General features: G+C 73.5%; 20 protein-coding genes. 7 read left to right on the top strand and 13 right to left on the bottom strand.

Translation table 11 applies throughout. The features are described 5' to 3' along the window. Positions 1 to 86 precede the first annotated feature (86 nt). The 4 genes from ACGFS9_RS20440 to recG all read right to left on the bottom strand — a co-directional run bounded on the left by ACGFS9_RS20440 (position 87) and on the right by recG (position 4,652). Positions 87 to 1,175 carry a cell division initiation protein gene (locus tag ACGFS9_RS20440; protein ID WP_393254977.1) on the bottom strand — a complete coding sequence of 363 codons (1,089 nt, stop codon included), beginning with the start codon at positions 1,173 to 1,175 and terminating at the stop codon, positions 87 to 89. A 99-nt stretch (positions 1,176 to 1,274) separates the two neighbouring features. Next, the gene (coaD, locus tag ACGFS9_RS20435) at positions 1,275 to 1,754 is read right to left on the bottom strand and encodes a pantetheine-phosphate adenylyltransferase (protein WP_393255139.1); all 480 of its coding nucleotides are present in this window, start codon (positions 1,752 to 1,754) and stop codon (positions 1,275 to 1,277) included. 26 nt (positions 1,755 to 1,780) lie between these two features. Then, a complete protein-coding gene (rsmD, locus tag ACGFS9_RS20430) occupies positions 1,781 to 2,368 on the bottom strand; it encodes a 16S rRNA (guanine(966)-N(2))-methyltransferase RsmD (protein WP_393254975.1) in 588 nt (195 codons plus the stop codon). 70 nt (positions 2,369 to 2,438) lie between these two features. Further along, the gene (gene recG / locus ACGFS9_RS20425; protein ID WP_393254974.1) at positions 2,439 to 4,652 is read right to left on the bottom strand and encodes an ATP-dependent DNA helicase RecG; all 2,214 of its coding nucleotides are present in this window, start codon (positions 4,650 to 4,652) and stop codon (positions 2,439 to 2,441) included. A 161-nt stretch (positions 4,653 to 4,813) separates the two neighbouring features. On the opposite strand from recG, the gene ACGFS9_RS20420 reads away from it, so the two are divergent. Together ACGFS9_RS20420 and ACGFS9_RS20415 are read left to right on the top strand one after the other, a co-directional pair. Continuing rightward, positions 4,814 to 6,652: an HSP90 family protein gene (locus tag ACGFS9_RS20420; protein ID WP_393254973.1), complete on the top strand. Its 1,839-nt coding sequence runs from the start codon at positions 4,814 to 4,816 to the stop codon at positions 6,650 to 6,652. Next, the gene (locus tag ACGFS9_RS20415; protein WP_393254972.1) at positions 6,649 to 9,705 is read left to right on the top strand and encodes a tetratricopeptide repeat protein; all 3,057 of its coding nucleotides are present in this window, start codon (positions 6,649 to 6,651) and stop codon (positions 9,703 to 9,705) included. Before ACGFS9_RS20420 ends, ACGFS9_RS20415 begins: the two co-directional genes overlap by 4 nt. Positions 9,706 to 10,051: 346 nt before the next feature. On the opposite strand, the gene ACGFS9_RS20410 is transcribed toward ACGFS9_RS20415, so the two are convergent. Next, positions 10,052 to 11,788, bottom strand: a complete 1,737-nt coding sequence (locus tag ACGFS9_RS20410; RefSeq protein ID WP_393254971.1) for a DAK2 domain-containing protein — start codon at positions 11,786 to 11,788, stop codon at positions 10,052 to 10,054. A gap of 259 nt (positions 11,789 to 12,047) precedes the next feature. Between ACGFS9_RS20410 and rpmB the strand changes: the two genes are divergently transcribed. Beyond that, on the top strand, positions 12,048 to 12,233 hold the full coding sequence (gene rpmB, locus ACGFS9_RS20405; protein WP_003993230.1) for a 50S ribosomal protein L28: 186 nt from the start codon (positions 12,048 to 12,050) through the stop codon (positions 12,231 to 12,233). A 453-nt stretch (positions 12,234 to 12,686) separates the two neighbouring features. On the opposite strand, the gene ACGFS9_RS20400 is transcribed toward rpmB, so the two are convergent. Next, on the bottom strand, positions 12,687 to 13,652 hold the full coding sequence (locus tag ACGFS9_RS20400) for a thiamine-phosphate kinase (RefSeq protein ID WP_393254969.1): 966 nt from the start codon (positions 13,650 to 13,652) through the stop codon (positions 12,687 to 12,689). Positions 13,653 to 13,858: 206 nt separating this feature from the next. Here ACGFS9_RS20400 and ACGFS9_RS20395 point away from each other — a divergent pair, with 206 nt between their 5' ends. After that, positions 13,859 to 14,092 (top strand): Lrp/AsnC family transcriptional regulator, encoded by a 234-nt coding sequence (locus tag ACGFS9_RS20395; RefSeq protein ID WP_037625030.1) that lies wholly within the window; start codon positions 13,859 to 13,861, stop codon positions 14,090 to 14,092. A 20-nt stretch (positions 14,093 to 14,112) separates the two neighbouring features. Next, a complete protein-coding gene (locus tag ACGFS9_RS20390; protein ID WP_393254967.1) occupies positions 14,113 to 14,628 on the top strand; it encodes a DUF3515 domain-containing protein in 516 nt (171 codons plus the stop codon). Between the two features lie 21 nt (positions 14,629 to 14,649). Here ACGFS9_RS20390 and ACGFS9_RS20385 read toward each other — a convergent pair whose 3' ends face one another. The 3 genes from ACGFS9_RS20385 to ACGFS9_RS20375 all read right to left on the bottom strand — a co-directional run bounded on the left by ACGFS9_RS20385 (position 14,650) and on the right by ACGFS9_RS20375 (position 17,702). Further along, a complete protein-coding gene (locus ACGFS9_RS20385) occupies positions 14,650 to 15,807 on the bottom strand; it encodes a D-alanine--D-alanine ligase family protein (protein WP_393254966.1) in 1,158 nt (385 codons plus the stop codon). A 117-nt stretch (positions 15,808 to 15,924) separates the two neighbouring features. After that, positions 15,925 to 16,935 (bottom strand): NAD(P)H-dependent glycerol-3-phosphate dehydrogenase, encoded by a 1,011-nt coding sequence (locus ACGFS9_RS20380; RefSeq protein WP_393254964.1) that lies wholly within the window; start codon positions 16,933 to 16,935, stop codon positions 15,925 to 15,927. Next, positions 16,932 to 17,702, bottom strand: a complete 771-nt coding sequence (locus ACGFS9_RS20375) for a lysophospholipid acyltransferase family protein (protein WP_393254963.1) — start codon at positions 17,700 to 17,702, stop codon at positions 16,932 to 16,934. The genes ACGFS9_RS20380 and ACGFS9_RS20375 overlap by 4 nt, the downstream gene beginning before the upstream one ends. A 144-nt stretch (positions 17,703 to 17,846) precedes the next feature. Between ACGFS9_RS20375 and cofC the strand changes: the two genes are divergently transcribed. Both cofC and ACGFS9_RS20365 read left to right on the top strand, forming a co-directional pair. Next, positions 17,847 to 18,488, top strand: a complete 642-nt coding sequence (gene cofC / locus ACGFS9_RS20370; protein ID WP_393255137.1) for a 2-phospho-L-lactate guanylyltransferase — start codon at positions 17,847 to 17,849, stop codon at positions 18,486 to 18,488. A 171-nt stretch (positions 18,489 to 18,659) separates the two neighbouring features. Next, the gene (locus ACGFS9_RS20365) at positions 18,660 to 18,863 is read left to right on the top strand and encodes a hypothetical protein (protein ID WP_393254961.1); all 204 of its coding nucleotides are present in this window, start codon (positions 18,660 to 18,662) and stop codon (positions 18,861 to 18,863) included. A 66-nt stretch (positions 18,864 to 18,929) separates the two neighbouring features. Here ACGFS9_RS20365 and ACGFS9_RS20360 read toward each other — a convergent pair whose 3' ends face one another. The 4 genes from ACGFS9_RS20360 to leuC form a co-directional block, all read right to left on the bottom strand. Beyond that, complete coding sequence (locus tag ACGFS9_RS20360) at positions 18,930 to 19,583, bottom strand: HU family DNA-binding protein (protein WP_393254959.1); 654 nt, start codon at positions 19,581 to 19,583, stop codon at positions 18,930 to 18,932. Positions 19,584 to 19,721: 138 nt separating this feature from the next. Beyond that, positions 19,722 to 19,952, bottom strand: a complete 231-nt coding sequence (locus tag ACGFS9_RS20355) for a hypothetical protein (RefSeq protein WP_393254958.1) — start codon at positions 19,950 to 19,952, stop codon at positions 19,722 to 19,724. A gap of 297 nt (positions 19,953 to 20,249) precedes the next feature. Next, a complete protein-coding gene (gene leuD, locus ACGFS9_RS20350; RefSeq protein WP_393254957.1) occupies positions 20,250 to 20,843 on the bottom strand; it encodes a 3-isopropylmalate dehydratase small subunit in 594 nt (197 codons plus the stop codon). A 5-nt stretch (positions 20,844 to 20,848) separates the two neighbouring features. Beyond that, positions 20,849 to 22,273: a 3-isopropylmalate dehydratase large subunit gene (leuC, locus tag ACGFS9_RS20345; protein ID WP_393254956.1), complete on the bottom strand. Its 1,425-nt coding sequence runs from the start codon at positions 22,271 to 22,273 to the stop codon at positions 20,849 to 20,851. Between the last annotated feature and the right edge of the window lie 156 nt (positions 22,274 to 22,429).

Here is a 22,429-nt window from a genome sequence, read left to right as displayed (position 1 = left end):
CCAGGATACTGGACCTTTCGCTCACGGCCCAATCCGGTGCCCCGCCCTCGCTCCGGACGGCCCGTGCACGGGCTCCCGCAGGGCGCTCAGTGGCCGCCGCGTCCCTGCTCGTAGGCCCTGAGCTGCTCGGCGCTGATCATGCCGGTGTCGAAGAGGCTGGTCTCGTCGAGCGCCTGCGCCTGCTGCTCCTGGCCGTGCCCCGGCTGCTGGTACCCCTGCTGCTGGTTCGGGTCGTAGGCCGGCTGCTGGTCGTAGCCCTGCTGCCCGTACGTCGCGTACGGGTCGGCCTGCTGGTAGCCGTAGGGGTCCTGCTGCCCCCCGTACTGCTGCTGGTAGCCGTACGGATCGTCCTGCTGGTGCTGGTAGGCGTACGCCTCCTGCTGCCGGCCGTACGACGGCTGCCGGACCGGCGCCTCGGGGGCGGGAGCGGGTTGTTCGGGTTCGGTCCCGGCGAGTTCGGCGAGGCCGGCCAGGTAGTCGGAGTCGCTGGTGTGCAGGCCCGGCGTCCCGTCCTCGCCGAACGGGGTCAGGTCGCCGAGGTCGTCGCTGGCGATGCGGCCGTGCAACTTCTGCCGGCCGCGCCCCACGGCCTCCAGGGTCTTGGCCAGGACGGCCTCGAAGGCGCCGAGCTTGATGTCGACGTACTCGTCGGCGTTGCGGCGCAGGGTCTCCGGGTCGTGGCTGCGCTCGGGGGCGTCCTCGTCCTCGTATCCCTGTTCGTCCAGGCCCGGACCGGTGCCGAGGAGCTTCTCGCGCCCGCGGCCGACGGAACCCAGGGTCTTGGTGAGGACGACCTCGAAGTTGGCCAGCTTGGAGTCGACGTAGTCGTCGGCCTCGGCGCGGATCTCCTCGGCCTCCTGACGGGACTCGGCGAGGATGCGGTCCGCCTCGTTCTGCGAGCGGCGGGCGACCTCGGTGTCGGAGATCAGCGAGCCGCGCTCGGCGTGCGCGCTCTCGATGATCCGCTCGGCCTCCTGGCGGGCCTGCTCGACCATCTGCTCGCGGCCGCCGATGAGCTCCTGGGCCTGGGCGAGGGAGCCGGGCAGCGCCTGGCGCACCTCTTCGAGCATCGAGAGCAGCTCGGCGCGGTTGACCACGCACGACGCCGACATGGGCATGGACCGGGCGCCGCCGACCGCGGCGACGATCTCATCGAGCTTCTTCTGCACGTCCACCGTGTGCTCGCCACTCTCTACAGCTGTGTTGGAGACGGACGGGTCGACTGTACGGCCACTGCCGCCCCGCCCGACACCGGGTGACGCCCCGTCAGGCGGTCAGTGCCTGCCGAGCCGCTCGGTGAGCTGCTCCAGGACCACCGGCGGCACCAGGTGACTGATGTCCCCGCCCCACTGCGCGACTTCCTTCACCAGGGAGGACGACAGGAAGCTGTAGGTGGGGCTGGTGGGGATGAAGAGGGTCTCGACGCCCGAGAGTCCGTTGTTCATCTGGGCCATCTGGAGTTCGTAGTCGAAGTCGCTGACGGCGCGCAGGCCCTTGACGATGGCCGGGATGTCGCGCTGCTTGCAGTAGTCGACGAGGAGGCCGTGGTAGGCCTCGACCTGGACGTTGCCGAACTCGGCCGTGACCTCGCGGATCAGCTCGATCCGCTCGTCGACCGTGAACAGGCCCTTCTTCGACTGGTTGATCATCACCACGACGTGCACGACGTCGTACAGCGGGGAGGCGCGGGCGATGATGTCGAGGTGTCCGTTGGTGATGGGGTCGAAGGACCCGGGACATACGGCGCGGCGCAACAGTGGTTCCTCGCTCTCCGGTCCGGTCATCGTGCGTCTTCGCACGTAGAGGCGGCGCGACCGTACCAAAAGGTGCCCTCGCCGTAGCGACGGGCCCTGACGGCCTCGAAACCGTCCGGCCACGCGAACGCACCGCCTCTGGTGCTGCGCTCCACGGTGACGAGCGCGTCCGGCGCGAGCCAGCCCCCGGTCCGGAGTGTGAGCAGGATCTCGCGAAGATCGTCGTCCGGGACCGCGTACGGCGGGTCGAGGAAGACCAGCTCGTAGGGCCGGGCGGGCGGAGCGGTCCGGACGGTCTGTTCGGCTTTGCCCGCTCTGACCTCGGCGCCGGGCAGACCCAGTGCGCTCACGTTCTCCCGGATGATCCGGGCGGCGCGGGCGTCCGCCTCGACGAGCAGGGCGTGGCCGGCCCCGCGGCTGAGCGCCTCCAGGCCGACGGCGCCCGATCCGGCGTACAGGTCGAGGACGCGCTCGCCGTCCAGCGGGCCTCCGAGCAGGGACTGCCAGGTGGAGAAGAGTCCCTCGCGCGCGCGGTCGGAGGTGGGGCGGGTGCCGGTGCCGGGCGGAACGGCCAGACGGCGTCCGCCGGCCCGGCCGGCGATCACGCGGGTCATGAGGGTCCTTTGCGCTGGGGACGGATCGGTCGCTCCCAGTGTCTCAGCAGGCGGCCGGGGCCACCGCCGCTCAGCCCTTGTCCAGGTAGCTCTCGCGCTCCTCGTCGAGCAGCGCGTCCAGCGCGGTGCGCAGACCGGGCAGTCCGGTCAGCTCCGGGTCCGCGGCGACGACGGCGGTGGCCTCCTCGCGGGCCTCCGCGATGATCTCCTCGTCCTCGATGACGGCGAGCATGCGCAGGGAGGAGCGGACGCCCGACTGGGCCTGGCCGAGGACGTCGCCCTCGCGGCGCTCTTCGAGGTCGATGCGGGACAGCTCGAAGCCGTCGAGGGTGGCGGCCACCGCGTTGAGGCGGCGGCGGGCGGGGCTCGCCTCGGGCATCTCGGAGACCAGCAGGCAGAGCCCGGCCGCCGAGCCGCGGCCGACACGGCCGCGCAGCTGGTGCAGCTGGGAGACGCCGAAGCGGTCGGCGTCCATGATCACCATGGCGGTGGCGTTCGGCACGTTCACGCCGACCTCGATGACCGTGGTCGCGACGAGGACGTCCGTCTCGCCCGCGGCGAAACGGCGCATGACGGCGTCCTTGTCGTCGGGGTGCATCCTGCCGTGCAGCACCTCGGTCCGCAGACCGTGGAGCGGGCCCGCGGCGAGCTGGGCCGCGACGTCCAGGACGGCCAGCGGCGGGCGCTTCGCGGCGTCGTCCTCGGGTGAGGGCTTGCGGCCCTTCTTCGGGTCCTCCTCCTCGTCGCCGATGCGGGGGCAGACCACGTAGGCCTGGTGGCCGTTCTCCACCTCCTCGCGCACGCGCTCCCAGGCGCGGGCGAGGAAGTGGGGCTTGTCGGCCGCCGGGACGACGTGGCTGGCGATCGGGGAGCGCCCGGCGGGCAGTTGGTCGAGGACGGAGGTCTCCAGGTCGCCGAAGACGGTCATCGCCACGGTGCGCGGGATGGGGGTGGCGGTCATGACCAGCAGGTGCGGCGGCTGCTTGCCCTTGCCGCGCAGGGCGTCGCGCTGCTCGACGCCGAAGCGGTGCTGTTCGTCGACCACGACCAGGCCCAGGTCGTGGAAGCGGACCTTGTCCTCGATGAGCGCGTGGGTGCCGATGACGATGCCGGCCTCGCCGGTGACCAGGTCCAGCAGTGCCTGGCGGCGGGCCGCGGTCCCCATGGAGCCGGTGAGCAGCACGACCTTGGTCGCGTGCTCGGCGCCGCCGAGCATGCCGCCCTCGGCCAGCTCCCCCATCATCTCGGTGACGGACCGGTGGTGCTGCTGGGCGAGCACCTCGGTGGGCGCGAGCATCGCGGCCTGACCGCCCGCGTCGACCACGGCGAGCATGGCGCGCAGGGCGACCAGCGTCTTGCCGCTGCCCACCTCGCCCTGGAGCAGCCGGTGCATCGGGTGCTCGGTGGCGAGTCCGTCGAAGATCTCCTTCGAGACCTTCCGCTGGCCCTCGGTGAGGGTGAAGGGAAGCTCGGCGTCGAAGGCGGCGAGCATCCCGTCCGGGGCGGGGACACGGGCCACGGCGGGGAGTTGGGCGTCGGCGTGCCGGCGGCGGGCGAGGGCGACCTGGAGGACGAATGCCTCGTCCCACTTGAGGCGGGCGCGGGCGTCGTCGACGTCCGCCTTGGTGTGCGGGCGGTGGATCTTGAGGAGGGCCTCGGGGAGGCCGACCAGGCCGCGGCCGTCCCGCAGCGCGTCCGGGAGGGGGTCGACGGCCTCCTGGGCGCTCGGCAGGACGGTCTGCACGGACTTGGCGATCTTCCAGGACTCCAGCTTGGCGGTGGCCGGGTAGATCGGGATGAGGGCGCCGGCCCAGCTGTCGACGCTCTCCGCCGCGTCGCCGGCCTCGCCGGTGAGCAGCTCGTAGGCCGGGTGGGCCAGCTGGAGGCGGCGGTTGAAGACGGAGACCTTGCCGGAGAACATGGCGCGGGTGCCGGGCAGCAGCTCCTTGTGCGGCTTGTGCACACCGTGCCCGAAGAAGACCAGTTGGAGGCGGCCCATGCCGTCCGTGATGGTGACCTCCAGGCGCTGGCCCTTGCCCCGGGGGGCCTTGGCGGAGGCGAAGGTGTGCAGGCGCGCGTCGGCGACCTGGGCGACCACCGTCACGTGTTCGTCCAGGGGGAGGTCCGCGAGGTGGGTGAGCTGCCCGCGCTCCTCGTATCTGCGGGGGTAGTGGTGCAGCAGGTCGCCGACGGTGTGCAGGCCGAGGTGCTCGGCCATCACCTTCGCGGTGGCGGCACCGAGCGACTTCTTGAGGGGTTCATCGAGCACGGGCACGGGATCCATTGCACACCACGCCACCGACATTGCCGCAGACGCCCGGGGAATCCGCTGGTCGGACGGCTCGTTCGGGGCCTAGGATGGCGCGCTCCGGCCCGCTCGCGGTCACCGTCCCCGGGACCGCCCGACCCCGCGCCGTCGCACGTCCCCCCACCGGCGCAGCGACGATGGACTCCCAGACTTCTCAGCCTTCCCAGGCCTCTCCGTCTCCTCACACGTTCCAGGTGGACCTGCGCGGTCTGGTCGACCTGCTCTCCCATCACCTGTACTCCAGTCCCAAGGTCTATCTGCGCGAGCTGCTGCAGAACGCCGTGGACGCGATCACCGCGCGCCGCGCCGAGCAGCCGGACGCGCCCGCCACCGTGCGGCTGCGGGCCGAGGGCGGCACGCTGCGCGTGGAGGACTCGGGCATCGGGCTGACCGAGTCCGACGTGCACGACCTGCTCGCGACGATCGGCCGCAGCTCCAAGCGGGGCGACGCTCTGGAGGCGGCCCGTTCGGACTTCCTCGGCCAGTTCGGCATCGGGCTGCTGGCGTGTTTCGTGGTCGCCGAGCGCATCCGGGTGGTCAGCCGCAGCGCGCGGACGCCGGACGCCGCGCCGATCGAGTGGACGGCGGCCGACGACGGCTCGTACACCGTGCGCACGCTGCCGCACGCGGCGCGCACCGAGCCGGGCACCACCGTGTACCTGACGGCGCGGGCCGGCGCCGGCGAGTGGCTGAGTCCGGAGCGGGTCGGGGCGCTGGCGCGGGACTTCGGGGCACTGCTGCCCTACGACGTACGGGTGGGCGACGAGCCGGTCGCCGAACTGCCCGCGCCCTGGGACCGCTCCTATCCGAGCCCGGCCGCCCGCCGGGTGGCGCTGGCCCGGCACTGCCACGAGCTGTTCGGCTTCACGCCGCTGGACTCCATCGACCTGGACGTGCCGCTGGCCGGCGTCCGGGGCGTGGCCTACGTGCTGCCGTCCGCGGTCAGCCCGGCCCGGCGCGCGGGCCACCGGGTGCACCTGAAGGGCATGCTGCTCACCGAGCGGGCCGAACAACTGCTGCCCGACTGGGCGTTCTTCGTGCGCTGCGTCCTGGACACGGACAGTCTGCGGCCCACCGCGTCCCGCGAGTCGCTGTACGAGGACGAGACCCTCGCGGCCGTCCGGGAGGCGCTGGGCGAGCGCGTACGGTCCTGGCTGACCGGGCTCGCGGCGGGCGACCCGGAGCGGCTGGCCGCGTTCCTCGCGGTGCACCACCTCGGGGTGAAGTCGCTGGCGCGGCACGACACGGAGATGCTGCGCACGATGCTGCCGTGGCTGCCGTTCGAGACGACCGACGGCCGGCTGTCGCTGGAGGAGTTCGCGCAGCGCCACCCGGTGGTGCACTTCACCCGGACGGTGGAGGAGTACCGGCAGGTCGCGCCGATCGCGTCCGCCCAGGGCGTCGGGGTGGTCAACGGCGGCTACACCTACGACAGCGAGCTCGTCGAGGCGCTGCCGTCGGTCCGCCCCGGCACGGTGGTCTCGGAGCTGGACGCGGACACCGTGACCGCCCACCTGGACCTGGTGGACCCGGCCGAGGAGCTGGCCCTGTCGGCGTTCCTGACGGCCGCGCGCGACCGGCTCGACCCGCTGGGCTGCGACGTCGTCCTGCGGTCCTTCCACCCGCTGTCGGTGCCCGCGCTGCACCTGGACGACCGGGCGGCCCGGCACGAGCAGGCCCGCGCCGAGGCCGAGGAGCTGGCCGACGACCTGTGGGCGGGCATCCTCGGCTCGCTGCGGGACAGCGCGCCGCGCGCCCGGCTGGTCCTCAACCACCTCAATCCGCTGATCCGGCGCATCGGCGCGCTCGGCGACCCCGATCTCGTCGGCACCGCCACGGAGTCCCTCTACGGGCAGGCCCTGCTGATGGCCCGGCGCCCGCTGCGGCCGGCCGACTCCGCACTCCTGAACCGCGCGTTCATCGGCCTGCTGGAGTGGGCCACCCACACCGACCCCCAAGAGGACGGCCACCGATGACCCCGACCGCGGACTTCGACGCACTGCGCCGGGCGATGGCGGACAACCAGGACCGTCCGGAGGGGCCCGACCGCAACGCGCGCGCGGAGCAACTGCTGGTGGAGGCCGAGTCGCTGGGCATCCCGCTCGCCGTGATCGAGGCGCTCGGCCACCAGCTGAAGGTCTACAACTACAGCTCGGAGAAGGGCAAGATGTTCGTGCCCTTCGCCCGCCTGCTGCGCCTGTGGGACGAGCACCCCGAGGACTTCGACGCCTACGAGGTCCACTCCCTGCACTGGGTCTTCAAGTGGATGTCCGCCGGCATGCTGGACCAGCCGCACGTCCCGCTCGCCTCCATAGAGAAGTGGCTCGGCGAGATGGAGCACCGCTACCGACTCGCCGGCCACTCCGAACGGGCGGTGCGCAGCGCGGAGTTCAGTGTCGCGGCGCACCTGGGCGACCTGGCGCGCGCCGAGCGGGCGTACGGTGCCTGGCTCGCCGCCGACCGCGACTCCATGGCCGACTGCCACGCGTGCGAGCTGCACGCCCAGGGGTGGTGGCGGTCGATGCGGGGCGCGGACGCGGAGGCGCTGGAGCTGTGGGCGCCGGTGCTGGAGGGCGAGTACAGCTGCGCCCACGAGCCGCACACGGCGCTCGCGTCGTCCCTGCTGCCGCTGCTGCGTCTCGGGCGGGCCGAGGAGGCACGGGCCCACCACCTGCGGGGTTTCCGGCTGGTGCGCCCGATGGAGAGCATGCGCGGCGCGTACGCGGATCACGTGGAGTTCTGTGCCGTCACCGGCAACGAGGCGCGGGCGCTGGAACTGCTGGCGGAGCGCCCGGCGTACTTCACCGACTCCGGTGACCCGCGCAGCAAGCTGGACTTCCTGGCGGTGGTGGCGCTGGTGATGGACCGCCTGACCGCTCTGGGGCTCGGGGAGCGGGCGGTTCCCGGGCCGGCCGGGCGGGCGTGGACCGCGGCGGAACTCGCCGCGCACGCGCGCGGGGAGGCCCTGGAGCTGGCCGGGCGGTTCGACGCCCGCAACGGCACCTCCTCCGTCAGCGGACGCGCCCGCGCGCGGATGGACCAGCCGGCGCTCGTGGACCGGCTGCCGCTGGGCGTCCGGTCCGCCCGTCCCGCTCCGGGCGGGACGGGCGCGGCGCGGGCCGCGGGGAACGGCACCGGGCGTTCCGGTCCCGCCGGGGAGGGCGCGAGCGGCGCGCACCGCGAGGCGGGGCGAGGGGGTGCGGACACGCTGGACGCGCTGCTCACCCGGGCCCGCCGGCTCTCCGCGCGCCGGAGTCCGGACGCGGTGCCGGCGTGGGCCGCCGTCGCCGAGGCCGCCGGGGAGATCGTCCTGGACGTCCGGGACCGCGCCGAGATCGCCGACCACGCCGCGATGGGCCGGGGCCCCGAGGGCGCCGGCCTGTTCCTGCGGGCCGCCGAGCTGTACGCCGAGGCCGGCGACCCCGGCGAGGCGCTGGCGGCGCGGTCGCGTGCCGCGTACGTCCGGGCGCTGACCGGCGAGGCCGACGCGGCGCTCGCGATCGGCGAGGAGCTGCGCGAGCAGGTGCTCGCGCTGTTCGCCGGCGGCGGCACCGGGGTGGCCCAGACGGCGTCGGTGCTGGTGGGCCGGGCACGCACGCTGATGCACCGGGTGGAACTGGCGGAGGAGGCCGGTCAGACCGTCCCGCCCGGCGGCGCGGCCGCGCGGGACGACGTATCGGCCGCCGCCGCGGACGCGGCGCGGGAGCTGCTGGCCCTGACGGAGCCGCACGGCGGCGAGGACGTGACGGTCGCCTCACGGGGCGCCGAGGCGCACGCGATGCTCGGGGAGCTCGCCGGGCGGGCCGGGGACGGGGAGAGCGCGGTGGCCTCCCTCTCGCGGGCCGTCGAGGAGTTCGTGGCGGCGGGGCTCCCGTGGTTCGCGGTCGAGTACGACTCCCGGCTCGCCGGGATCGCCCTGCACCTGGGGGACGCGGAGCTGGCGGAGCGGTCGGCCCGTGCGGCGCTGGCGCACGGCGGGTCCACCCTGGAGCCGCTCGGTCACGCCCAGCTGCACCTGCGGCTGGCCGAGATCCTGGCGGAGACCGGGCAGCCGGCCCCCGCCGCCGAGCACGCGCTGGAGGCGGCGCACTGGGCGGACGAGGCGGGCGAGGCGGGCACGCTGGGCGCGTGGGCGCGTCACCAGCTCGGCGGGCTCCTGGTCCGCCGGGGCCGGTGGGCGGAGGCCGCCGAGGTACTGGAGTCGGCGCTGCCGGATCTCACGGACGCCCTGCACGGCGACGGCGCGATCGTGCAGACGCGCTGGTGGCTCGGCGACTGCCTGACGGAGCTGGGCGAGCACCGGGCGGCGGCCGAGCACTGGCTGCGGGCCGCGGACATCGCCCGGCACTGGCCGGAGCAGCGGGACCACGCCATGCTCGCGCATCTCGCCGCGGAGGCCCTCGGGCGGGCCGGGCTGCCGGACGAGGCGGACCGGGCGTACGCACGCGCCGGCGACCTGTGGCGGGCGCTGGGCAACGTGCACGGGCTGGTCCGGTCGCTCCGGGCGCGCGCCTGGTCGGCGTTCCGGCAGGACCGGGACCCGCGGGTGGCCAGGGAGCTGATGGAGAGCGCGCTCGCGGCCTGCGCGGCGGCGGGGGACGCGGACCCGCCGGCCGCCGGGCCGGCGCCGGACACCGGCGAGGCTGGGGAGGCGGAGCGGGCCCGTCGCCGGCTGCTCGCCGAACTGGGCCACACCCGGAGCCAGTTCGGGGACCTGATCGCCCGCGCCGTGCCGGAGGGCGCGGACGAGGAGGCCACGGGCGCCGCGTTCGAGGAGGCGCTCGGTCATCTCACCCGCGCCGGCGAGGCGTTCGCCCTGCTCGGGGAGGAGGCGCTCGATGCCCGTACCGGGGCCGAGCTGGCCGCCGCCGGGCTGGAGGCGGACCTCGGCCGGCCGGAGGCCGCGGCGGCCCGCGCGCGGGCCGTGCTCGACGTCTGCGACCGTCTGGACCGGGAGACCGCCGAGGCCCGCCGCACCGAGGCCGAGGAGATGCTGGAACTGCTGGAGCACCCGGACCGGGAGGTCTGAGCCGGGCGGTTCCGCCGTCCGGGCAGGTGATGCCGGCCCGCCTTCCCGGACGGCGGACCGGCACCGGCCGTCAGGACCCGCGAGGACCCGCCGGACCGGTCCCGGGACCACGCGCCGCCGTGCCGGCCCTGCCCGGGGTCTCCTCGGCCGCCTCGTGCGCCGCCCCGCCGCCCCGGGCGGTGGCCGTGTCCCCGTCGCGGATCGCCCGCGCGGCGCGGCGGAGTTCGGCGAGCACGCTGCGCACGGCCGCGCGGGCCCCTCGGTGGGCCCGTCGACCGGTGCCCCGCGTCCGAGGGCCGCGGAGTCGGCGGCCGGGTGACCTGCCCGCGGGCGGCGCCAAGCCCGGCTACTCGACGCCGATGAGCAGCAGCGATCCCTGCCGCCCGCCCCGGTAGACGACGGTGTCCACGGCCAGGTACGCCTCCCGCACCCGGGCTTCCAGACGGGCGGCGACCGCGTCGGGCGTCTCGTCGCCCAGGACCAGGGTGACCATCTCGCCCCCGGCGGCGAGCATGCGGTCGAGGACGGTCTCGGCCGTGGTGGTGAGGTCGGTCCCGATGACGGCCACGTCGCCGTCGATGAGGCCCAGGACGTCCCCGGCCTGGCAGATCCCGGCCATGGTCCAGGACTGCCGCTCCGCGAGGGCGACCTCGGCGTAGCGGGTGGCGCCCGCTGCCGAGGTCATGGCGACGACGTCCTCGTCGAAGCGGCGCTCCGGCTCGTGGACGGCGAGCGCCGCGATGCCCTGTACGGCGGAGCGGGTCGGGATGAGGGCGACCCGGACGCCCTCGGCGCGGGCCTGCTCGGCTGCCGCGGCGGCGGTGTGCCGCAGCTCGGCGTCGTTGGGCAGCAGCACCACCTCGTGCGCGTGGGCCCGCCGCACGGCCTGGACGATCTCGCCGCTGGCGGGCGGTTCCCCCGGCCGGGCGAGCACGGTGGTCGCGCCCGCCTCGGCGCAGAGCCCGGCCAGGCCCTCGCCGGGGACGACGGCCACGACGGCGCGCTGCGCCCGTTCCCGCGGCGGTCGCCCCGCTCCCCCGGCGTGGACGTCCCCGAGCCCGAAGTGGGTGATGCGGATGCGGTGCGGGCGTCCCGCCTCGACGCCCGCCTCGACGGCGGCGCCGGCGTCGTCGACGTGCACGTGGACGTTCCACAGGCCGTCGCCGCCGACCACCACGAGGGAGTCGCCGAGTCCGTCGAGGCGCTCGCGCAGCCGGTCGACGGCGGTGTCCGACGCCTCCAGCAGGTAGATCACCTCGAAGGCGGGCCCCGTTTCCGCGGCGTCCTCCTCGGCGCAGCCGCCGCTGCCGGCCTCGCCGGGCCCGTGCGGGCCGCCCGGCTCGGCCGGCCCGCACGCGCCGGCCGGGACCTCCGCCGCGGCGGAGGTGTACGGATGGCGGGCGCCCCCACCGGTGGCGGGCGCGGGCGCCTCCCCGGTGAACGTCTGCAGCAGGGCCCCCAGCAGCGTCACCAGTCCCCGCCCGCCCGCGTCGACCACACCGGCGCGCTCCAGGACGGCGAGCTGCCCGGTGGTCGCGGCGAGTGCGGTGCGCGCTCCCTCGTGGGCCGCCCGCGCCACGGCGGCGCAGTCCCCCGCGGCCCCGGAGGCCGCTTCGGCGGCGGCGCTCGCCACGCTGAGCACGGTGCCCTCCACAGGGTGGGCGACCGCCCGTCGCGCGGACTCGGCGGCCCGGCTCAGGGCCAGGCACAGCCCCGGGCCGTCGGCGTGCGGCGGCTCGCCCTCCTCCGCGAGGACCTGGGCCATGCCGCGCAGCAGCTGGGCGAGGATGGTCCCGGAGTTGCCCCGGGCGCCGATCAGGGCGCCGTGCGCCATGGCCCGCACGGCGTCGGCGAGGGACGGCGGCCGGGGGCCGTCGGCCATCGCGTGGCCCGCGAACACCGCCTCGACCGCGGCGGCGGCCGACTCCACCGTCAGGTACAGGTTGGTGCCCGTGTCCCCGTCCGCGACCGGATACACGTTGATCGCGTCGATCTCCTCGCGCGCGCGGCCCAGGGCCTCCAGCGCGAGCCCGCACCAGGTGCGTACCGCGAGAGCATCGAGTGTCTGCGGTCCCTGCGGCACCTGCGCCTCCTTGAGCTGCTGGACGTGGGACGCAGCGTAGACCCCGCGAGGGTTACCGCCGGTAGGTGACCCTGCCGGGGACGGGAGGGGCGGTGGCCGGTCCATGGTAGTTTCGTTCTCCGGACGCAGTCGTTGTATGCTGCTCCAGTTGCCCGATCCGCTCGGGCCATCCCCCTGGCACCGCCACTCAGATCCTCCGATCCTGATCCCGGCATGCCGGGATCAACCGTAAGTGCATCTGAAGTCTTTGGAGTGACCCGTGGCTGCCAACTGCGACGTCTGCGGCAAGGGGCCGGGCTTCGGCAACAACATCTCGCACTCGCACCGCCGTACGTCCCGTCGCTGGAACCCCAACATCCAGCGCGTCCGTACCGTGGTGGGCGGGACGCCGAAGCGCGTGAACGCTTGCACCTCGTGCATCAAGGCCGGCAAGGTCTCGCGCTGACAACCGCTAGCGCGCGGCCACTGCTGGTTCGCTTGCACTGAGCCCGTCCACCTCACGGTGGGCGGGTTTTTTGCTGCGCCCCCGCCCCCGCCGCCGCGCCGACTGAAGGGCTCCACAGCGGCGGGCCGCGGCCCGCGGCGGGACCGGTGGAACCCACGGTCCGCTCGCCGCTTCTCCGCCCCGCCCCTGGCCGCCGCGCCCCGCGCTCCGGCGGGACGGCCGACCGGGCGGGCCCCGACCCCCGGGCGCCTGCCGCCCCGATCGGGCCGGGCCGAAGGAGCACGCCGGGGACGCCCCGCCCCGAGCCCGGCCCGATCCGGACGAGCGCCGGGGCACTGCGTCACGGGCGTGCCGCGAGCGTCCCGGCTGCCGCGCGACGCCCTGCACGCACTCTCGCGGCGGACACCGCACGGCCCGCCCTCCGGGCGAACGACGGGACGTACGCAGCGCTCCCTAGGACTCGATGTCCCCGAAGTGGTCCCAGCCGGCCTTGCTCGTCCAGGGCGCGCCGTCCACGGTGACCTGGGCGGCGGCCGACGGGTTGAGGACCTCCCCGATGACCTTCCAGCGCGCGGGCAGCTTCACGTCCGGCGGGAACGTCGCCACGATCGCGTGGTCCTCCCCGCCGCTGAGCACCCACTGGAGGGGATCGACGCCGACGGCCTGCCCGATGTCGTTCATCTGCGACGGCACGTCGATGTCGCCGGAGCGCACGTCGATCCGCACCTTGCTCGCCTCGGCGATGTGCCCGAGGTCCGCGATCAGCCCGTCGCTCACGTCCGTCATCGAGGTCGCGCCGAGCCCGGCCGCCGCCGGACCCGCGTGGTAGGGCGGCTCGGGACGGCGGTGCGCCTCCACGAAGGCGCGCGGCGAACGGAACCCCCGGGAGAGCACCGCGAATCCGGCCGCCGACCAGCCGAGCCAGCCCGTGACGGCCACGACGTCGCCGGGCTGGGCGCCGGCCCGGGTGACGGGCTCGTGGTTGCGCAGGTCGCCGAGTGCCGTGATGGCCACCGTGATGGTCTCGCCCCGCACCACGTCCCCGCCGACCACGGCGGCGCCCGCGACCTGGCACTCGTCGCGCAGCCCGTCCATCAGCTCGGAGGGCCAGGTGGCCGGGAGGTCCGCGGGGACGACAAGGCCAAGCAGCAGCGCCGTCGGCACGGCCCCCATGGCGGCGATGTCCGCGAGGTTCTGCGCCGCGGCCTTGCGGCCCACGTCGTAGGCCGTGGACCAGTCGCGGCGGAAGTGCCGCCCCTCCAGCAGGATGTCGGTGCTCGCCACGACCCTGCGGTCCGGCGCTGCCACCACCGCGGCGTCGTCGCCGGGGCCGACCCGGACCGCCGGGGTGGTGGTAAGGCGCGAGGTGAGCTCTCGGATGAGCCCGAACTCCCCCAACTCGCCCACGGTGCCCTTCATGATCGTCGTGCTCCCTCTGTCGCTGCTCGTGCCCGGTAGCGAGCGGTGTCCGTACTCGGTACGGTCGAGTTGACCGTCAACTTGTGCCGTCCCTGCACCCCGGCGCGCAAGCCCCGGTCACCGCGGGTCTCCCCGTGGCGAGCGGCGACGCGATACCGTGGCGTTCCTTTTCCCCACATGATCCTCGTGGCCGCCCTGGAGGTTCCGTGGTACAGGCGTACATCCTGATCCAGACGGAGGTCGGCAAGGCGTCGACCGTCGCCGAGACGATCGGCAAGATCCCGGGGGTGATCCAGGCCGAGGACGTGACGGGGCCGTACGACGTGATCGTGCGGGCCCAGGCCGACACCGTGGACGAGCTGGGCCGCATGGTGGTCGCCAAGGTCCAGCAAGTGGACGGCATCACCCGCACCCTGACCTGCCCGGTCGTGCACCTGTAGCCCCCGTCTACCCTTGGCCGGTGAACTTCTTCCGCCACCGGCACGCCGCTCGCCCCGGGCTGCCCGTCATCGCGGTTCTGATCGCGGTGTCGGGCTGCTCCTCGGCAGACGACCACGCGTCCGTCGCGGTTCCGAGCCCGGGAGCGAAGGCGACCGAACTGTGCCGGAACCTGGACGAGGCGCTGCCGGGGACGTTGGACGGCCACAGCCGTGAGGACCCGGAGCCCCGGTCCGCGCTGACCGCGGGCTGGGGAAGCCCGGCGACGGCGATCATACTGCGCTGCGGTGTCGAACGGCCCGCGAAGATGACCGATCCGAAGGTGGCCGACGGCGACGACCCGACGGCGGTCGGCGGCGCGGTGAACGGCGTCGACTGGCTGATGGAGAAGCGGGACGACGGCTCCACTCGTCTGACCACCGCGCTGCGCCGGGCGTATGTGGAAGTCACGGTGCCCGAGGGCGCGGACGTCTCCGGTGTCCTGGTCGGACTCGCGGCATCCGTCAAGAAGGCGATCCCCGAGGGGATCGCCTTCTGACACGGGGGTACGGCGGACCGCTCAGCGCAGCCCGGTGGAGCGGCGCAGCGCCGCCTGGACGAGGCGGTCGACCAGTTCGGCGTAGTCGACGCCCGTCTCGCGCCACATGCGCGGGTACATCGAGATCGGCGTGAAGCCCGGCATGGTGTTGATCTCGTTGATGACGAACTCGCCGTCCTCGGTGAGGAAGAAGTCCGCGCGGACCAGGCCCTCGCAGGAGGCGGCGTCGAAGGCCTCGACGGCGAGCCGGCGGACCTCGGCGGTCTGCTCCTCGGTGAGCGGGGCGGGCACGATCCCGTCGGCCGAGTCGATGTACTTGGCCTCGAAGTCGTAGAAGGCGTGCGCCTGCACCGGCGGGATCTCGGCGGGGACCGAGGCGCGCGGACCGTCCTCGAACTCCAGCACCCCGCACTCGATCTCGCGGCCGCGCAGCAGCGCCTCCACGATGATCTTGGGGTCGTGGCGCCGGGCCTCCTCGATCGCCTCGTCCAGACCCGCGAGACCGTCGACCTTGGTGATGCCGAACGAGGAACCGGCGCGCGCGGGCTTCACGAACAGCGGCCAGCCGTGGTCCCCCGCGAAGTCGACGATCTTCTTGCGGACGGCGGAGGCGTCCTGCTGCCACTCGCGCGGCCGGATCACCACGTACGGGCCCACCTTGAGGCCGAACGAGGTGAACACCCGCTTCATGTAGTCCTTGTCCTGGCCGACGGCCGAGGCGAGCACGCCCGAGCCGACGTAGGGCACACCGGACAGCTCCAGCAGACCCTGGAGGGTGCCGTCCTCGCCGTACGGGCCGTGCAGCACCGGGAAGACGACGTCGACCTCGCCGAGCGCCTTGGGCACCGAACCGGGTTCGCTGTAGACGACCTCGCGGTTGGAGGGGTCGACGGGGAGCACCACGCCGCCCTCGGTGGACTCGGCGAGCTGCTCGACGCTCGGCTGCCGGCGGTCGACGATCGCCATGCGTTCCGGGTCGTCCGCGGTGAGCGCCCACCGGCCGTCCCGGGTGATGCCGATCGGCAGGACGTCGTACTTGGCCCGGTCGATGGCGCTCAGGACGGCGCCGGCCGTGACCACGGAGATCCCGTGTTCGGAGCTGCGGCCGCCGAAGACGACAGCCACACGCGGCTTGCGCTGCGGCTGCTCAGGGCTCTGGGGGAGGTTCTCGGTGCTCATATCGGGTTGAGAGTACCCGGTGGTAGGGCGGTGAGTCAGCGCCCCACGACGGCCGTTGCTCAGCGTCGCACCGGCCGTCGCGCAGCGTCGCCCGGCCGGCGGTGCGACGGGGCCGGTTCAGCGCCGTTCGGGCTTGGCGCTGCGCGACATGAGTTCCTTGAGCGCGACCACCGGGGGCTTGCCCTCGTGCACGATGCCGACGACGGTCTCGGTGATGGGCATGTCGACGCCGTGCCGACGCGCCAGGTCCAGCACGGACTCGCAGGACTTGACGCCCTCCGCGGTCTGCCGGGTGACCGCGATGGTCTCCTGGAGGGTCATGCCCCGGCCGAGGTTGAGGCCGAACGTGTGATTGCGGGAGAGCGGCGAGGAGCAGGTCGCGGCGAGGTCGCCGAGGCCCGCGAGCCCGGAGAACGTCATCGGGTCGGCGCCCATGACGAGCCCGAGTCGGGTCGTCTCGGCGAGACCGCGGGTGATGAGCGAGCCCTTGGCGTTGTCCCCGAGGCCCATGCCGTCGGCGATGCCGACCGCGAGGCCGATCACGTTCTTCACGGCTCCGCCGAGCTCGCACCCCACCACGTCGGTGATGGTGTACGGGCGGAAGTACGGGGTGTGGCAGGCGGCCTGGAGCCGGCGGGCCACCGACTCGTCCGGGCAGGCGACGACGGCCGCGGCGGGCATCCGCTGGGCGATCTCCTTGGCCAGGTTGGGCCCGGAGACGACGGCGACGCGGTCGGCGGGGACCTTCGCGACCTCCTCGATCACCTCGCTCATCCGCTTCACCGTGCCGAGTTCGACGCCCTTCATCAGGGACACGAGCACCGTGCCGGGCGCCAGCAGCGGCACCCACTCGGCGAGGTTGGCGCGCAGTGTCTGGGAGGGCACCGCGAGCACGGTGAAGTCGGCGCCGCGCGCGGCCTCGGCCGGATCGGCGGTGGCCCGGAGGTTCTCCGGGAGCTCGATGCCGGGGAGGTAGTCCGGGTTCATCCGGGTGGAGTTGACCGCCTCGGCGAGTTCGGGGCGGCGGGCCCACAGGGTGACGTCGCACCCCGCGTCGGCGAGCACCATCCCGAAGGCCGTGCCCCACGATCCGGTTCCGAAGACGGCCGCCCTGACCGGGTTGCTCACGTACCCTGCTCCTCTTCCTGCTGTGCCTTCGCCCGGGCCGCGGCCCTGCGGCGCTGCGCGATACGCACCTCGCGCGGGTCGTACACCTGCTCCGGGGCCTTCTCCCCGCGGATCAGTTCCAGCTGCGCGGTCACCGCCGCCATGATGACCTCGGTGGCCTCCTTCAGGAGTTCCGGGCTCATCTCCCTGCCGTGGAAGCGCGTGAGGTCCACCGGCGGCCCCGCGAGCACGTGGTGGGTCTTGCGCGGCAGCAGGTTGGGCTTCTTGGCGTAGGGCGGCAGCAGTTCGTTGGCGCCCCACTGGGCCACCGGGATCACCGGGCACCGGGTCTGGAGGGCGACCCGGGCCGCCCCGGTCTTGCCGGTCATCGGCCAGCCGTCGGGGTCGCGGGTGAGCGTGCCCTCGGGGTAGAAGGCGACGCACTCGCCGCGCTCCACCGCGTCGATGGCGGCCCGGAAGGCGCTGAGCGCGTCGGTGCTCTCGCGGTAGACCGGGATCTGTCCGGTGCCGCGCATCGCGGCGCCCACGAATCCCTTCCGGAAAAGGCCGGCCTTCGCCAGGAACCGGGGAACACGTCCGGTGTTGTACTGGTAGTGCGCGTACGCGAACGGGTCCACATGCGAATTGTGGTTCACCGCGGTGATAAATCCGCCCTCGGCCGGAATGTTCTCCATTCCGCGCCAGTCCCGCTTGATCAGAACCACCAGCGGCGGTTTGCAGAGAACCGCAGCGAAGCGGTACCAGAAGCCGATTCTGCGGCGGGGCACGCGGACACCTTCCTCTAGGGCCTGGGGGGCCGCACAAGTGTCGCCCCAGGTCGCCTGTCTGTCGAGAACACCGTACGCCCCGGCGTCCGGACCGCCAGGGTCGGCGGGTCACAATAAGGCGTGACGAGAGAGGGCGGAACCGTCGTGCGGTGGAGTGTGGTCATTCCCCTCAAGACCCTGGCGCGGGCCAAGAGCAGGCTGGCGGACACGGCCTCCGCCGGACTGCGCCCGGCGCTCGCCCTGGCGTTCGCCCAGGACACGGTGACGGCCGCGCTGGCCTGCGAGGCGGTCCGGGATGTGGTGGTCGTCACGGGGGACCCGCTGGCCGGGCGGGAGCTGGCCGCGCTCGGCGCCCGCGTCGTCGCGGACGAGCCGGGCGGCGGGTTGAACGCGGCACTGGCCCACGGCGCGCGGCGCGTGCGGTCCCGCGACGCGGGCCTGGCCGTCGCGGCGCTGAACGCCGATCTGCCCGCCCTGCGCCCCGGGGAATTGGCCCGGGTACTGCGCGCCGCCGCCGAATTCCCCCGCGCTTTCCTCCCCGACGCGGCCGCAATCGGCACCACCCTGCTGGCCGCCTCGCCGGGGGCCGAATTGCTCCCGGCTTTCGGCGTGGATTCCCGGGCCCGGCACCGCGCCTCGGGCGCGGCGGAACTCCGGCTCGACGCGGTGGATTCGGTACGGCAGGACGTGGACACCGGGGACGATCTGCGGGCGGCGCTGACGCTCGGGGTGGGGCCGCGCACGCTCGCGGCGGCGGCCCGGCTGCTGATTCCGGATTCCTCCTAGGCGCGGCGCGGCGGAGCCTCGCCTCGCGGGGCGGCGCCGGGGCGCGCGGGCGCGGGGCGGACCGTGGGACGGACCGTGGGGCCGAGGCGGTCGGGTCCCGCTCGACCGGCGGTGCGGACCGTCCCCCTCGGGGCCGGGGCGCGGGTCGCCGGCGGTCAGTAGGCTGCCTGCATGCAGGCGACCTCGTACACGTACGACCCCGAGACCCGCAGCGGACAGGTGCTGCTCGACGACGGCACGCCGGTGCCCTTCGACGGGGCGGCGTTCGACGCCGGCGGCCTGCGGCTGCTGCGGCCCGGGCAGCGGGTGCGGATCGAGACCGAGGGCGAGGGCGCCGGGCGCCGGATCACGCTGATCACCCTGCAGACGTTCTGAACACGCCGCGGGCCGGGCTCCCGAGGGGAGCCCGGCCCGGCGCGTGAGGTACTCCGGCGGCCTGCCTTAGCGGGAGGTGGCCTTCTTTGCGGTGGTCTTGCGGGCCGTCGACTTCTTGGCGGGGGCCTTCTTGGCCGTCGCCTTCTTCGCCGGGGCCTTCTTCGCCGTCGCCTTCTTGGCCGTGGTCTTCTTCGCGGCGGCCGTGGTCTTCTTCGCCGCCGCGGTGGTCTTCTGCGCGGTCGTCTTCTTCGCCGCTGTGGTCTTCTTCGCCGCCGCGGTGGTCTTCTTCGCGGTCGTCTTCTTGGCGGTGGCGGCCTTGCGGGCGGTCGCCTTCTTGGCCGTGGTGGCCTTCTTGGCCGCGGCCTTCTTCACGGTCGCCGAAGCACCGCCGGAGAGGCTGCCCTTCGGCGCCTTCTTGACCGCCACGTCGTTCTTCGGGAGCTTCTTCGAGCCGCTCACGAGGTCCTTGAAGCCCTGGCCGGCGCGGAAGCGCGGCACCGAGGTCTTCTTGACCCGGACCCGCTCGCCCGTCTGCGGGTTGCGGGCGTAGCGAGCCGGACGGTCGACCTTCTCGAAGGAACCGAAGCCGGTGACCGAGACCCGGTCCCCGCCGACGACCGCACGGACGATGGCGTCCAGTACCGCGTCGACAGCGTCGGCGGCCTGCTGACGCCCGCCGACCTTGTCGGCAATCGCTTCTACGAGCTGCGCCTTGTTCACGTCTTCCCCTTCGGAGACATTGCCCGAACGATTGCGTTCAAGCTTTTTCGCACGTTAGGCAGATATATACCGCAAATCAAACACGAAACGGGCTAATCACCCTTGTGCCGCAACGAACTCGGGCCGCAGCGGAGTTCCTCAGCGTTCCTCTTCGGGGAATCGGCCCTCGTCGAGGTCGTCGGTGAACCGCTCCAGACGTCTGGTCGCATCGGCGAGATCGTGCTTGGCCGCGGCCGTAATGACCAGCAGCTTCCGGGTCAGCGCCATCCGTACGCCCTCCGGGACTTGCAGTGCGCGCACTCTTGTGTGCGCTTCCTTCAGTTGGGCCGCGACTGCCGTGTAGAGCTGGAGTTGGCCGTCGTGTTCCATGCACAGATTGTGCCATCTGGGGCGAGTTGTCGCCTGCTCAGGGGGCAACTGCCGCCCGCCGAGGGCCTCCTGAGGGCTTCGGCCGCACGCCGTGCCGTTCTCCGCGTACCCAGGCAATCTGCCCTGTAACCAGGGGAGTTGACAGGTGTAACGAGGGTGGGCGAGGGCCGTCCGGGAGCGGATACGGCTGTACCCCCAACCGTCCACGATTGGGGGTACAGAGGGGTGTTGCGGGTGGCTGAAACCCGTCGGGCCGGACCGCCGGGCCGGGCTTCCGGCCCGAGGGGTCCGCCCGGGTCAGACCGGGAGCGTCTTCGGCTTGTGCGAGGGCCGCTTGGCCTCGTACGCCGCGATGTCGTCCTCGTTCCGGAGGGTGATGGAGATGTCGTCCAGGCCGTTCAGCAGCCGCCAGCGGGCGTTCTCGTCGAGCTCGAAGGCGGCGGTGACACCCTCGGCGCGCACCTCGCGGGCTTCCAGGTCGACCGTGATCTCGGCCTGCGGGTCGTTCTCCGTGAGTTCCTGGAGCCGGTCCACGACGCTCTGCTCCAGAACCACCGTGAGCAGGCCGTTCTTGAGCGAGTTGCCCCGGAAGATGTCGGCGAACCGCGACGAGACGACGGCCTTGAAGCCGTAGTTCTGGAGCGCCCAGACGGCGTGCTCGCGGGAGGAGCCGGTACCGAAGTCGGGGCCCGCGACCAGGACCGTGGCCCCCGCGCGCTCGGGCTGGTTGAGGACGAAGGAGGGGTCCTTGCGCCATGCCTCGAAGAGGCCGTCCTCGAAGCCGTCCCTGGTCACCTTCTTGAGCCAGTGGGCGGGGATGATCTGGTCGGTGTCCACGTTGCTGCGGCGCAGCGGGACGGCCCGGCCGGTGTGGGTGGTGAATGCTTCCATGGCTCTCAGACTCCAGCGGGCGCGGGGGCGTCGGACAGGTCGGCCGGCGAGGCCAGGTGGCCGAGGACCGCGGTCGCGGCCGCCACCTGCGGCGATACCAGGTGCGTACGGCCGCCCTTGCCCTGCCGGCCCTCGAAGTTGCGGTTCGAGGTGGACGCGGAACGCTCACCGGGGGCCAGCTGGTCCGGGTTCATGCCCAGGCACATCGAGCAGCCCGCGTGCCGCCATTCGGCGCCGGCCTCCTTGAAGACCACGTCCAGGCCCTCGGAGACGGCCTGGAGACCGACCCGCGCGGAGCCCGGGACGACCAGCATCCGTACGCCGTCGGCGACTTTGCGGCCCTCGACGATCGACGCCGCGGCCCGCAGGTCCTCGATGCGGCCGTTGGTGCAGGAACCTACGAAGACGGTGTCGACCCTGATGTCGCGCAGCGGCTGTCCGGCGCTCAACCCCATGTACTCCAGGGCCTTTTCGGCGGCGAGGCGCTCCGAGGCGTCTTCGTACGAAGCGGGGTCGGGGACCACCGCGGAAAGCGGCGCGCCCTGGCCGGGGTTGGTTCCCCAGGTGACGAAGGGGGTCAGCGCGGCGGCGTCGATGACGACCTCCGCGTCGAACGTGGCGTCGTCGTCGGACCGCAGGGTCCTCCAGTACGCGACGGCCGCGTCCCACTCCTCGCCCTCGGGGGCGTGCGCGCGGCCTTCGAGGTAGGCGAAGGTCGTCTCGTCCGGGGCGATCATGCCGGCGCGGGCACCGGCCTCGATCGACATGTTGCAGATGGTCATGCGGGCCTCCATCGAGAGCTTCTCGATGGCGGAACCGCGGTACTCCAGGACGTAGCCCTGGCCGCCGCCGGTGCCGATCCGGGCGATGATCGCGAGGATGAGGTCCTTGGCGGTGACGCCCTCGGGCAGTTCGCCGTCGACCGTGATGGCCATGGTCTTCGGGCGGGCCATGGGGAGCGTCTGGGTGGCCAGCACGTGCTCGACCTGCGAGGTGCCGATGCCGAACGCCAGGGCGCCGAAGGCTCCGTGCGTGGAGGTGTGCGAGTCGCCGCAGACCACGGTGGTGCCGGGCTGCGTCAGGCCGAGCTGGGGGCCCACCACGTGGACCACACCCTGCTCGACGTCGCCCAGGGAGTGCAGGCGCACGCCGAACTCGGCCGCGTTCTTGCGCAGCGTCTCCAGCTGGACCCGGGAGACCGGGTCCGCGATGGGCTTGTCGATGTCGAGGGTCGGGGTGTTGTGATCCTCGGTCGCGATGGTGAGGTCGAGCCGGCGCACCGTGCGCCCGGCCTGGCGGAGGCCGTCGAAGGCCTGCGGGCTGGTCACCTCGTGCAGCAGGTGCAGATCGATGAAGAGGAGGTCGGGCTCGCCCTCGGCGCGCCGGACGACATGGTCGTCCCAGACCTTCTCCGCGAGTGTCCTACCCATCGCTTTCCCTTCGGCCGGCTCGTGTGGCGCCGGCCCAACTAGAGATCTCCGGGGCGGCAGACGTCCGTACCCCTCGTCCGGACGTCGTCCGCCGGGCCCGTTGTCCGCGGGCCGCTGTGCCTACAAGGGTGGCGCGTTCCACGGGAAATTGAACTT

The organism is Streptomyces sp. NPDC048566 (assembly GCF_043199735.1).
Taxonomy (GTDB): Bacteria; Actinomycetota; Actinomycetes; order Streptomycetales; family Streptomycetaceae; genus Streptomyces.
Note: the sequence above shows the minus strand (reverse complement) of the source record. Positions and strands in the feature narration are given on the sequence as shown.

What these genes read in the sequence shown, in the direction of transcription:
- ACGFS9_RS20415 (WP_393254972.1), top strand. Translation starts at nt 6,649, where the DNA reads ATGACCCCGACCGCGGACTTCGACGCACTGCGCCGGGCGATGGCGGAC.
- leuC (WP_393254956.1), bottom strand. Translation starts at nt 22,273, where the DNA reads ATGGGTAGGACACTCGCGGAGAAGGTCTGGGACGACCATGTCGTCCGG.
- ACGFS9_RS20420 (WP_393254973.1), top strand. Translation starts at nt 4,814, where the DNA reads ATGGACTCCCAGACTTCTCAGCCTTCCCAGGCCTCTCCGTCTCCTCAC.
- ACGFS9_RS20365 (WP_393254961.1), top strand. Translation starts at nt 18,660, where the DNA reads ATGCAGGCGACCTCGTACACGTACGACCCCGAGACCCGCAGCGGACAG.
- ACGFS9_RS20385 (WP_393254966.1), bottom strand. Translation starts at nt 15,807, where the DNA reads ATGAGCACCGAGAACCTCCCCCAGAGCCCTGAGCAGCCGCAGCGCAAG.
- leuD (WP_393254957.1), bottom strand. Translation starts at nt 20,843, where the DNA reads ATGGAAGCATTCACCACCCACACCGGCCGGGCCGTCCCGCTGCGCCGC.
- recG (WP_393254974.1), bottom strand. Translation starts at nt 4,652, where the DNA reads ATGGATCCCGTGCCCGTGCTCGATGAACCCCTCAAGAAGTCGCTCGGT.
- rsmD (WP_393254975.1), bottom strand. Translation starts at nt 2,368, where the DNA reads ATGACCCGCGTGATCGCCGGCCGGGCCGGCGGACGCCGTCTGGCCGTT.
- ACGFS9_RS20400 (WP_393254969.1), bottom strand. Translation starts at nt 13,652, where the DNA reads ATGAAGGGCACCGTGGGCGAGTTGGGGGAGTTCGGGCTCATCCGAGAG.
- ACGFS9_RS20355 (WP_393254958.1), bottom strand. Translation starts at nt 19,952, where the DNA reads ATGGAACACGACGGCCAACTCCAGCTCTACACGGCAGTCGCGGCCCAA.